Origin of the sequence: Nitratireductor sp. PBL-C9, assembly GCF_050877045.1 — a bacterium.
In the GTDB taxonomy this organism is placed as follows: Bacteria; Pseudomonadota; Alphaproteobacteria; order Rhizobiales; family Rhizobiaceae; genus Nitratireductor; species Nitratireductor aquimarinus.
Genome location: NZ_JBPAXW010000008.1, coordinates 246,291 through 256,692 on the forward strand (window position 1 = coordinate 246,291; position 10,402 = coordinate 256,692).

Consider the following 10,402-nt stretch of genomic DNA (forward strand, 5'->3'; position numbering starts at 1 on the left):
TTTAAACGCTCCCTGCGGGTTCCAGACGCTGGCCGGCAACTTCGGCCAGCAGCCGGTCCATATCCACGTCGGCATTGCGATGCTCGCCGACAATCGTGTTTTCGGACATGACGAGGATACGGTCCGCCGTCTCCAGCGCCTCGTCCAGTTCGGTCAAAAAGACCAGTGTTGCGCGGTCGCGGGCGCTTTCGCGCAGCTTGGCCGCAATGTCATGACGCGCGGCAATGTCCACGCCCTGAAACGGCTCGTCCAGGATCAGAAGCCGCGAGGGCTGTGTCAGCCAGCGCGCCACCGTGACCTTCTGCTGGTTGCCGCCCGAAAGGGTCGCAAGATCGTCGCGCTCGGAGCGGCACACGATCTTGAGGTCCGCAATCTGCTCCCGCGCGGTCTGCCGTTCGGCCCGCCGCCGCGTCACGCTCATGTTCGAGAAGCGCGGCAGAAACGGCAGGCTCATATTCTCGTAGATGTTGAATTCCGGCACGATGCCGGTGGAGGCGCGGTCCTTGGCGACAAGAAACACGCCGTCCCTGATAGCGCTGGCCGGCGTCCTGGGCGCATAGGCCCGGCCATCGAGCTGCATGGAGCCGGCAAGCGGTGGATGAATGCCGAACAGCGTTTCGGCAAGCCGCGTCTTGCCGACGCCCACAAGCCCCGTTACCGCCACCACCTCGCCCGCGCCCAGTTCCATGGAAAGCGGCTTTGCGCCCGGTGCGATGCGCAGATCGCGGGCCGAGAAAACCGGCGCCCCGGCAGCGCGCGCATCAATGCTGTGCAGGCCGAGATTCTGGCCCAGCATCGCGTTGACCGCGCCCTCATAATCGAGCGGCTTTTCATCGAACTGCCCGACAATGGCCCCGTCGCGCAGGCTGACAATACGGTCGGCCAGACGCCGGATATCCGACATGCGGTGTGAAATGTAGAGAATGGCGACGCCGCGCGCCCTGAGCCGGTCGATCAGCGCAAAGAGCCGTTCTGCCTCATTGCTGGAAAGCGAAGAGGTGGGCTCGTCGAGGATCATCACCTGCGGTTCATGCGCCATGGCGCGCGCAATGGCCACCATCTGGCGGTCGGCGAGCGGCAGGTCGGTCACCTCGGCGCTGAGGTCGATCCCCAGCCCCATGCGCTCGGCCACCTCACGCGCCTCGCGCCGCACCTTTCGCGGGTTGAAGAAGAAGCCGCTGCCCGCGCCATTCAGCCGGTCGAGTACCAGATTGCTGGCCACGTCGAGCGCACCCACCACACCGTCATTGATGTTTTGATGCACCGTCACCACGCCGGCGCGCATCGCTTCTGCCGGGGTGGCAGGAGAGAAGGGCCTGTCGCCCAGCATCATCACGCCACGGTCGGCGCGGTGAACGCCGCTCATGACCTTCACGAGCGTCGACTTGCCGGCGCCGTTGGCGCCCATCAGAACCGTTACCTCGCCGGCGCGCAGGTCGAGCCCCACTCCACGCAACACGGCGTTGGGTCCGAACGCCTTGGTCAGGCCGGCTATGCGAAAAATCGCGGTGTCGCCCATGCTCTCCTCCCAAGGTGACGCTAACAGGTAACAAGCATTTGTCAACATGATTGACAAATGACAGAGCCTTGGTAGCGTGACGCAAGAACCGGTGGTGCAAACATGAAGACCATCGCCCTTCTCGCCCGCGTGCGGGAGAAGGCGATGGCGGGCGGATGAGGAGCGAACGCCATGATTTGCGCGCACCGGCGCGAACGGGAGGAGACAGAGACATGAAAGAGAACGCCTTTGAGGCCCTGACGGTGGCAACCCTGCCGGCGCGCCTGGGCAGCATCCCGGAAATCGCCGACCGGCTTGGCGGCGCGCCCACGGACTGGGATGTCCGCGAAGTGGGCGACGGAAATCTCAATCTCGTCTTCATCGTCGAGGGCGGCAGCGAAACGCTCATCATCAAGCAGGCGCTCCCCTATGTGCGGCTCGTCGGCGACAGCTGGCCCCTGCCGCTGAAGCGCTCCTTCTTCGAATATCACGCGCTCACCCGCCAGGAGCAGCGCGCGCCCGGCACCGTGCCCGCCATCCATTATTTCGATGAGACGCAGGCGCTGATCGCCATGGAGTTCCTGTCGCCGCACATCATCCTGCGCCGCGCCCTCATCGAAGGCCAGGAGCTGCCGAAGATCGGCCGGGATCTCGGCCTGTTCATGGCCCGCACCCTGTTCCGCGGCTCCGACCTTTCCATGAAGGCATCGGAACGCAAGGCCGACCTCGCGCTCTTCTCCGACAATGTCGAACTCTGCGACATCACCGAAAACCTCGTTTTCTCCGATCCCTATTTCGAAGCGCCGATGAACCGGCACACGCCGGGTCTCGACGCGGTGGTGAAAGAGCTTCGCGCCGACCGCGACCTGAAAGTCGAGGCCCAGCGCATGAAGCACGCCTTCGCCTCGCGGGCGGAAACCATGGTGCATGGCGACCTGCATTCCGGCTCCGTCATGGTGACGCCCGACGACACGCGCATCATCGATCCGGAATTCGCCTTCTACGGTCCCATGGCCTTCGACGTGGGCATGCTGATCGCCAATTACTGGATGGCCTATTTCTCGCAGCGCGGGCACGAGCAGAATGGCAGCCGCGCCTCCATGCGCACCTATCTCCTGCGCGTCATCGACGAGACATGGAACACGTTCCGCGACGAGTTCGCCCATCTCTGGCGCACGGAACGCGGCGGCATGCTTTATCAGGCCGCCCTCTATGAAGATCAGGAGGATGGGCTCGCCGCCGAACAGGCGCTCAACCATGTCATCCACGATCTGTGGACCGACATGCTGGGCTTTGCCGGCATCGAGATGCACCGCCGCATTCTGGGCCTTGCGCACAATGCCGATTTCGAGGACATCGCCGACGAAGATCTGCGCGCCTCCTGCGAAACGACAGCGCTCAAATTCGGCCGGCACATCGTCGTCAACCGCAACAGAATTCAATCGCTGGCCGAACTTGATCGGCTGGCCGAGGCACTGGACCAGGGGAAACTGTCATGAAGGTCGCAGACAAGCACTACCGCACCATCTGGGTGAACGAGGATGGCTGGTCCGTCGATCTCATCGACCAGCGCTGGCTGCCCCATGAGCTGCGCGTGGAAACCGTCAGCACCGTTGACGGCATCGCCACCGCGATCCGCGACATGTGGGTGCGCGGCGCACCACTGATCGGCGTCACCGCCGCCTATGGCGTCGCCCTGCGCATGCGCGAGGACGCATCCGACGCGGCCCTTGATGCGGTCTGGGAAACGCTGCACGAAACGCGGCCCACGGCCATCAACCTGCGCTGGGCGCTGGACGAGATGCGCGGCCTTCTGGGCAAACTGCCCGAGAGCGAACGCGCCGAGGCCGCCTACAAACGCGCAGCCGAGATCGCCAACGAGGATGTCGAGCTCAACCGCAGCATCGGCCGTCACGGACTGGAAATCATTCGCGAAATCGCCGCGCGCAAGAAGCCCGGCGAAACGGTCAACATCCTCACCCACTGCAACGCCGGCTGGCTCGCCACCGTCGATTTCGGCACCGCCACCTCGCCCATCTACCACGCGGTGGAAGAAGGCATTCCGGTGCATGTCTATGTGGACGAAACACGCCCGCGCAATCAGGGCGCACAGCTCACCGCCTGGGAGATGGCCGGCCACGGCGTTCCGCACACGCTGGTGGTGGACAATGCCGGCGGACATCTGATGCAGCATGGCATGGTCGACATGGTGATCGTCGGCACCGACCGCACCACCGCCGATGGCGATGTGTGCAACAAGATCGGCACTTATCTGAAGGCGCTGGCGGCAAGCGACAATGGCGTCCCCTTCTATGTCGCTCTGCCCTCGCCCACCATCGACTGGACCGTGCGCGACGGGGTGAAGGAGATCCCCATCGAGGAACGCTCGGGCGACGAAGTCTCGCTTGTCTGGGGCAAGGACGAGAGCGGCCAGGTGCGCCAGGTGCGCATTTCGCCGGACGCGACGCCCGCCGGCAACCCGGCCTTCGACGTGACGCCGGCGCGGCTTGTCACCGGCCTGATAACCGAGCGCGGCATTGCCGACGCCTCACCCGAAGGGCTCGCCAAACTCTTCCCTGAACGGGCGAATGCAGACGCTGCGTGAATTTCAGAAAACGATTCAGAAATGGCCTGAAATGCGCTGATTTTGAATCGTTTTCCGCCAAACCGGACCAAAACAAACAAAAAGGCTGACCTCACGGTCAGCCCCAGTCTGGCATCAAACGAGCGTACACTCCGTCAGGCCTGCATCTCGCGAATTTTGTAAGCGACCTCGGTTCTGTTGGTCGCGTTCAGCTTCTTCATGATGTTGCGAATGTGCACCTTCACGGTGCTCTCGCAGAGCTGAAGTTCATAGGCGATGATCTTGTTTGCCTTGCCGCGCCGGAGCGCTTCCGCCACTTCGGCTTCGCGGGCAGTGAACAGATTGCCAAGCCCGACAACACGACTGCTGTTCGAGTTGATGACATCTCGCATGGCAAGCACACCGCTTGCCGGCACGAACACACCGCCTGCCCGGGCCAGAAGGATCGCCTCGGCGGCGACATCGACCCCGACATTGCTCGGAATATAGCCTTTCGCGCCGGCTTCCAGCGCCTTGAGGATCTGTCCCAGATCATCCGTATCGGCGATCACGATCACCGGCTGTTCTTCGAATTCCTCGGCCAGGTCATGAATTTCCGCGCAGATCCCCTGTTCGGAAATCTTGCGGCTCCCGACAATCAGGAGAACGGCCTCTGGATGACGTCCTCCGGAGGCCTTGTGCCATTCTTCCGAAGAACCGACTGCAACAATTTCAAGAGAAGGATTTTGAGTTTCCAGGCTGCGGGCCAGGCATTCCCGGTCCAGCACCCGGGGATCGATCAAAAGAACAAGTTCGCGATCAGCGTCCTTGTCCACTGCGTCCCAGTCCTTTCGTGACGATGCCGCAAGTGCACCGCCGGACGCATTCATGATCCCGTGTAAATCACTGCTATGTCCTACCTTTGCCTGTTCCATTTCAAATGCTCCCCAACACTCACTCAAACCAAGCCCCAGTGACATCGGAAAAGCGCTATATTTATTGTTTGCACACCCCGCCCGCCCCGCCGATGAACTATCGGCAGAATGAAACCTCCCCAAGAGGCTTCCATCAGGACTATCACTTGGAGATTTATTATCCTCACAATTGGGGATAATTTGCATTAACATGGATCAATGCATTTAAAGAATCATTCAAAATGATTATGCTTGCAAAATAGATACTTAAAGTTGCAATCAGATGATAAATTCGCGCCATTCGCGAATTTGGTTCTCTTCATTTCATAACCACTGCGCTCCGCACAGGGCATATGGCGCATACATCTGAAGTCTAATACTGATTATATCAAATGCGCTTCGCATTGCGGCAATCACGATTATGGGAGCCGCGCGAATACCCCTTCCGTGAGTGCCCGAGGGGTCAATTATCCACAGGCGCGGCATCCGCATCGGAAAGAGCCAGATAGGCATCGTCGAAGCCGGTGGCCGTGATCAGGCCGGCGCGGTTCTGAAACGTCACCACCCCGCCCCGGAAGGAGACATACCCGCCCTCGCGCAATTTGCGCAGAACGCGATTGACGTGAACCACCGAAAGGCCGAGCGCATCGCCCAGATCGACCTGGGTAAGCGGACAGGCGAAGGAACTGGCTCCCTGCCCCTCATAGAGGCCGACACGGAAGGACAGTTCGAGCAGAAGATGCGCAACCCGCTCGAATGCGCCACGGCGGCTGATATTCACGAAATGCTCGGCCGCACGGGCGTACCGCCGGGCCATTCCCTTGAGAACGAACTCGCGCACATGCCGGGGATAGGTGGAAAGGTTTTCGTAGATCGCACCGGGAAATTCGAACAGCGTCACCGATGTCAGCGCCCGCACCTCCTCACGCGACCACTCGGTTGATCCCACGGTGATCACGTCACCGGTCAGCGAGAAATCGACCACGGTTCTGGAGCCGTCTTCCAGCTCCTTTCCGTTTGCCACCCAGCCCGAAACGACCAGAAGAACGGCGCGCTTTTGCCCATCCATGTCGGCAATCGTGTCGCCACTCGCGTAAAGACGCTTTCGCAGAGCCGAGCCGTTTGCCTTGCCAGCGCCCATTCCAAACAGGCCCCGCGCCGTCTCAGCCTCCAGGTAGTGCAGTATTTCTCTATAATTATCGGAGCCCCGAGCCCGCATACTTCCCCGCTCTTTGCGCCACTTCTGGCCACCAGGCTGACCGGTATGTCGACCAGAGGCAGTCATGTGGCTTCTAACCACGAACTAAACGCCCTGTTCGCAAACCCGGTTCCATAAAACTGCTTTCGCAGTCGCAGACCCCGCCCCACGATCAGGAGACACGCGGATAAGTCTCTAATTAACATGGTATTCTGCCCTAATCACAAATATGTCAGCCAGCCCCAATTTCACCGAATAATGATTATTTCTTCGATTGAGAGCCGGATTGACCAATTCGCACGCCGATTTACAGCGAAGCATCACGCTGAAGCGCGATCCGCGGCGGGCGCCGGCATCTTCATGTCGCGCGTGAGTCTGAGGATCGCTCCCCGTGCTCCGGCAACGCAAAGACGGTGTGTTTCTGGGTCGATCCCCTGTTCCAGCGCCGCCAGCACGCGCTTCGCGATGGCTGCTTCATCTTCTTGGTGCGCTGAAACGAAGAAGGGTTCACGGGCGGTGAGCCGGAAGAAGCCCTTCACCTTCTGGTCCCATCCAAGCCCCACGGCAGGAATGCCGAGTGCATAGGCCGTGATGCAGGCATGCAGCCGATGGGCCACGAGCCCGTCGAGACTGCCGATAAGGGCAATCAGTTCGTCGGGAGTTGATGGCCGCGCGACAACACCGCACCGCCCCGTCATGCGCCCGTCGGTCTCGGGAAGGTCAATCCGGATCCGCTCCAGAAAAGCCTGATCCTCCAGCGCGCCATTGGTGAAGAGCACCACATCGCAGCCCGCGTTCAAAAGTTGCCCGGACAGCGCCCGGTAGCTGGCGACCGAAGCAAGGGGAATGGCCTGCGCATCGCCGCTTGCATGCCGGTGCAGAACGACCGGATGGGTGACGCACAGGCCGACCAGCGGGCGCACCCGGTGGCCGTGTCCATGGGATTGTTCCGTCCGCTCCAGCGTCAATGCGGGATCGGGCGCGAGGCTCGCATCCCGCCAGTCGGAAAAATGCGCCTGCCAGTTCTGCAAAGCGCCCGCATCGCGCACCGATGCATGAAAGACCCGGCACTCCCGCAGGCGACCGAACAGCGTCGCCGCGCGCGGCGACCAGTGGCTGCTGACGCCCACGGCAAAGACGCCCACCGGCGTGTCCGTCTCCCGGCAGAGGTCCAGCACCTGCCCGACCTTCAGCGGAAAATTGAGATCGTCGTCCTGAAAGAGATTGCCGCCGCCGATGACAACGAAATCGGCGTTCTCGATCCTGCGTTTCCAGACCGGGCGCAGCGCCACGAGACGGCGGCCAAGCACGCGCTCCACGACCATGCGACGCACCGGCCCGGGCATCGCCCCCAACAGGCGCAGAACACCGAAGCGCCGGCTGTCCGCAGCGCCATAAGCGTCGCGCCCGGCAAGATCCACCGTCTCGACCCCAGCGCCAGGCAGGGCCTTTGCAAGCTCGCGCTCAAGGCATTCGGCCAGAATGCCGTCCCCCAGATTGGGGCTGTAGCGCACATTGAAGACCACGACCCTCACGAGACCGTCTCCAGACGGGTCCTGCTGCCGGCGCCGGCCGCCACCGGCTCGCTGCGCAGGGCGGCGGCAGATCCGGCAAGGATGAAGAATAAAAGCCCCAGATCGTAGACGGTGCCTGAAATCATGGCCTCGCAGAGACCGGCAAACACGCCGGCCTTTGCCGCCCGCGTGGCGGCCCGCTCATCGCGCCCGGCATCGCTGCGCAGCATCAGCGTATTGCCGACGAACAGCGCAAACAGGATCGCGCCGATGAGACCGACATTGGACAGGAGAACCAGCGCATAGCTGGAAGCGCGCGCGCTTCCGAGCCCCGCACCCCAGCCCCAGGTATCAAGGAAGACCTGAAACGCGACCGCATTCCACTGCATGCGCTCCCGCGCCGACTGGCTGCTGAGCTTGGAATAGAGTGTCTCGTCGAGGAACGACTGAACGCCATCGGCAAATCCCGGCGCGAAGACCAGAACAAGCATGGAGCAGAGTGGGACGCTGAGGAGAGCGAGCGCTATCGCCGCCGGTCGACCGGTGACGCCATGAGGACCGGTTGCCGGCAGCGCGCGCCATGACAGGAAGACCATGACGGCGGCAAGGCTTACCAGCGCCGTGGTCGAGGTCGATAGAAGAAGCGCCAGGAGGAGAAGGCCCGCAATGACGCCTGTTGTCATGGAGCGCATGCGGTCGAGCCACAGGCTGGCGGTGAAGGCGAAGAGAACGATGGTGTAGCCCGCAAAGGCCGATGCTTCGGGAAAGGTGCCCGAAATCCGCTTGAAGCCCGCTTTTTCCGAGCCGGTCAGGAGCGCGTAATTCGCCGTGCGGATGAAATCGAAGAGATGGGCCGTGCCCGTGCGATAGGTGACGACGTCGAGCAGCGCAAAGACGAGATTGGCAACCGCCAGAACCAGCATCGCATTCACCACATCCCGCGCCGTACCGCCGCGTTTCAGATAGGCATAGGTGAAGGCGAAGCAGAAAAGCCCGCCCAGCGCATAGACCGTTTGGGTGATGTTGTTGCTGGAGAACGACAATGGCGTGAGATCGATGATCCGGTGCCCTGCGGAGGAGCGCAGCACGATCATCGTTTCTGTGACGCCTTGAAGAATGCGCGGGAAGAAAAGCGCGGAAAAGACACCATAGACCGTGAGCAGAAGCAGCCAGATGCCGGGCGAAGATGAGGAGACGGCTGCGAAGACCGGTCGCTCGCCATGCGCCATGAAGAGACGCAGGCAGAAAAAGGCCAGAAGCAGGCTCGGCACGAGCACCGAAGCGCCGCCCAGACCCGGCACGCCAAAGGCTGCCGCAGCGCCAAAAAGCGTGGAAAGGACGATGACGTAGAATGCCATGCGCGGCGGCGCCAGAAGGACCACCCCACCGAGAACAAGCGACAATAAACCCAGTAATTCGATGCGCATGGCGCGCCTCGCCCTTTAGCCGCACAAGCGGCGTAAACCCGGTTGAGGATACCACGCATGCAATGGAGCGTCCCTGTTTCAGGGATACCTCTTATGGACAGTGGGACCGCGATTGGCTGAATTCCGGGATTGGCAGATGCAGTGATAATCTGCCGCCCGGGAGGTTACCGCATTGCCGTTTTCCTCAGATACATCACGCGCTTCTGGCGCATCACGGATCTCGGCGAAACGCCGGTTCCTTGTGTTCGGGTTTGCCACGGTCCTCACGCTCGGCATGCTCAAGGCCAGCGCCAATGACGAACCGGGCACAGAAGCCGACCGGCTGGACATTAACGCGATGCGCCTGTCGTTCGACGAGGATTTCACAAGTCTCGACGTTTCGGCCTGGGGACCGGGCACACGCTGGATCGCGCATACGCCCTGGTCGGGCGATTTCGGCGGTGCGCGCTTTGCCGATCCCGGTCAACGCACGCCTTTCAGCATCGAAGACGGGATGCTGAAGATCGAGGCAAAACGCGACCCCGAGGGCGACTGGCAATCCGGCCTGCTCGCCTCGATGGACCCCAGGGGAAACGGCTTTGCCCAGCAATACGGCTATTTCGAAATGCGCGCGCAACTGCCCGACGGCCCCGGCGTGTGGCCGGCCTTCTGGCTGATCGGCAAGGACCGCTCGCAATCCACCGCAGAGATCGACGTGATCGAATTCTACGGCGACAAGCCGGATGGCTATTCATCGGTCGTGCATGTCTGGCACCGCGACGGACGCCATTATTCGCGCTTTCACCGCAACAATGTCTTCGAGGATGCGCGACCGGGCGACTTCCACACCTATGGCGTCAAGATCGACCGCGACTGGATTCGCTTCTATTTCGACCGGACATTCGTCTGGAAGACCGAAACGCAGGAAGAGCATCGCCAACCACTCTACATCCTGCTCAATCTGGCTCTGGTCGACGGACCGACGAAGGACGAGGCCCCCGACCCCTCGCACATGATCGTCGACTATGTGCGGGCCTACCGCCTTGATTGACGGGCGGCCAATGCCCTTCCGGAGCCGCAAATGCCCCCTCAGAGCCCCGGGGCTTAATGCTTTGGGATAGGCCTTCACCCCCTCCCGCAGGACCCATCGCCGAATGACCTAGATGGGTAAAAACCTAAGACCTCCGGTCGGCGCGGGGCTCATCCAGATGGCCATCTGTTTCTTTGGCCGCCCACGTGGAAGTCTTGGCGTTGAAGGCATGAGAACCAATTTTTCTCCCGCGCCACAACTATAAACAGTGAGCATTTG

At 61.7% G+C, this 10,402-nt stretch carries 8 protein-coding genes; 3 read left to right on the top strand and 5 right to left on the bottom strand.

Features of this window, described 5'->3' with window-relative positions; genetic code table 11:
• Nucleotide 1: 1 nt before the first annotated feature.
• The gene (locus ACRTG1_RS17870) at nt 2-1,519 is read right to left on the bottom strand and encodes a sugar ABC transporter ATP-binding protein (protein WP_432516756.1); all 1,518 of its coding nucleotides are present in this window, start codon (nt 1,517-1,519) and stop codon (nt 2-4) included.
• Between the two features lie 212 nt (nt 1,520-1,731).
• On the opposite strand from ACRTG1_RS17870, the gene mtnK reads away from it, so the two are divergent.
• Nucleotides 1,732-2,997 (top strand): S-methyl-5-thioribose kinase, encoded by a 1,266-nt coding sequence (gene mtnK / locus ACRTG1_RS17875; protein WP_432516757.1) that lies wholly within the window; start codon nt 1,732-1,734, stop codon nt 2,995-2,997.
• Nucleotides 2,994-4,103 (top strand): S-methyl-5-thioribose-1-phosphate isomerase, encoded by a 1,110-nt coding sequence (gene mtnA, locus ACRTG1_RS17880; RefSeq protein WP_283799228.1) that lies wholly within the window; start codon nt 2,994-2,996, stop codon nt 4,101-4,103. Before mtnK ends, mtnA begins: the two co-directional genes overlap by 4 nt.
• Before the next feature lie 134 nt (nt 4,104-4,237).
• On the opposite strand, the gene ACRTG1_RS17885 is transcribed toward mtnA, so the two are convergent.
• From ACRTG1_RS17885 to ACRTG1_RS17900, 4 genes are all read right to left on the bottom strand, one after another.
• Complete coding sequence (locus ACRTG1_RS17885; RefSeq protein ID WP_206546021.1) at nt 4,238-4,996, bottom strand: response regulator transcription factor; 759 nt, start codon at nt 4,994-4,996, stop codon at nt 4,238-4,240.
• A 442-nt stretch (nt 4,997-5,438) separates the two neighbouring features.
• A complete protein-coding gene (locus ACRTG1_RS17890; RefSeq protein ID WP_224924748.1) occupies nt 5,439-6,116 on the bottom strand; it encodes a Crp/Fnr family transcriptional regulator in 678 nt (225 codons plus the stop codon).
• Nucleotides 6,117-6,493: 377 nt separating this feature from the next.
• A complete protein-coding gene (locus tag ACRTG1_RS17895) occupies nt 6,494-7,708 on the bottom strand; it encodes a polysaccharide pyruvyl transferase family protein (RefSeq protein WP_432516758.1) in 1,215 nt (404 codons plus the stop codon).
• Nucleotides 7,705-9,114: a hypothetical protein gene (locus ACRTG1_RS17900; protein ID WP_432516759.1), complete on the bottom strand. Its 1,410-nt coding sequence runs from the start codon at nt 9,112-9,114 to the stop codon at nt 7,705-7,707. Before ACRTG1_RS17900 ends, ACRTG1_RS17895 begins: the two co-directional genes overlap by 4 nt.
• Before the next feature lie 274 nt (nt 9,115-9,388).
• Here ACRTG1_RS17900 and ACRTG1_RS17905 point away from each other — a divergent pair, with 274 nt between their 5' ends.
• Nucleotides 9,389-10,144, top strand: a complete 756-nt coding sequence (locus ACRTG1_RS17905) for a glycoside hydrolase family 16 protein (protein ID WP_206546019.1) — start codon at nt 9,389-9,391, stop codon at nt 10,142-10,144.
• The last annotated feature ends 258 nt before the right edge of the window (nt 10,145-10,402 follow it).

What these genes read in the sequence shown, in the direction of transcription:
- ACRTG1_RS17900 (WP_432516759.1), bottom strand. Translation starts at nt 9,114, where the DNA reads ATGCGCATCGAATTACTGGGTTTATTGTCGCTTGTTCTCGGTGGGGTG.
- ACRTG1_RS17885 (WP_206546021.1), bottom strand. Translation starts at nt 4,996, where the DNA reads ATGGAACAGGCAAAGGTAGGACATAGCAGTGATTTACACGGGATCATG.
- mtnA (WP_283799228.1), top strand. Translation starts at nt 2,994, where the DNA reads ATGAAGGTCGCAGACAAGCACTACCGCACCATCTGGGTGAACGAGGAT.
- mtnK (WP_432516757.1), top strand. Translation starts at nt 1,732, where the DNA reads ATGAAAGAGAACGCCTTTGAGGCCCTGACGGTGGCAACCCTGCCGGCG.
- ACRTG1_RS17905 (WP_206546019.1), top strand. Translation starts at nt 9,389, where the DNA reads ATGCTCAAGGCCAGCGCCAATGACGAACCGGGCACAGAAGCCGACCGG.
- ACRTG1_RS17890 (WP_224924748.1), bottom strand. Translation starts at nt 6,116, where the DNA reads ATGGGCGCTGGCAAGGCAAACGGCTCGGCTCTGCGAAAGCGTCTTTAC.
- ACRTG1_RS17870 (WP_432516756.1), bottom strand. Translation starts at nt 1,519, where the DNA reads ATGGGCGACACCGCGATTTTTCGCATAGCCGGCCTGACCAAGGCGTTC.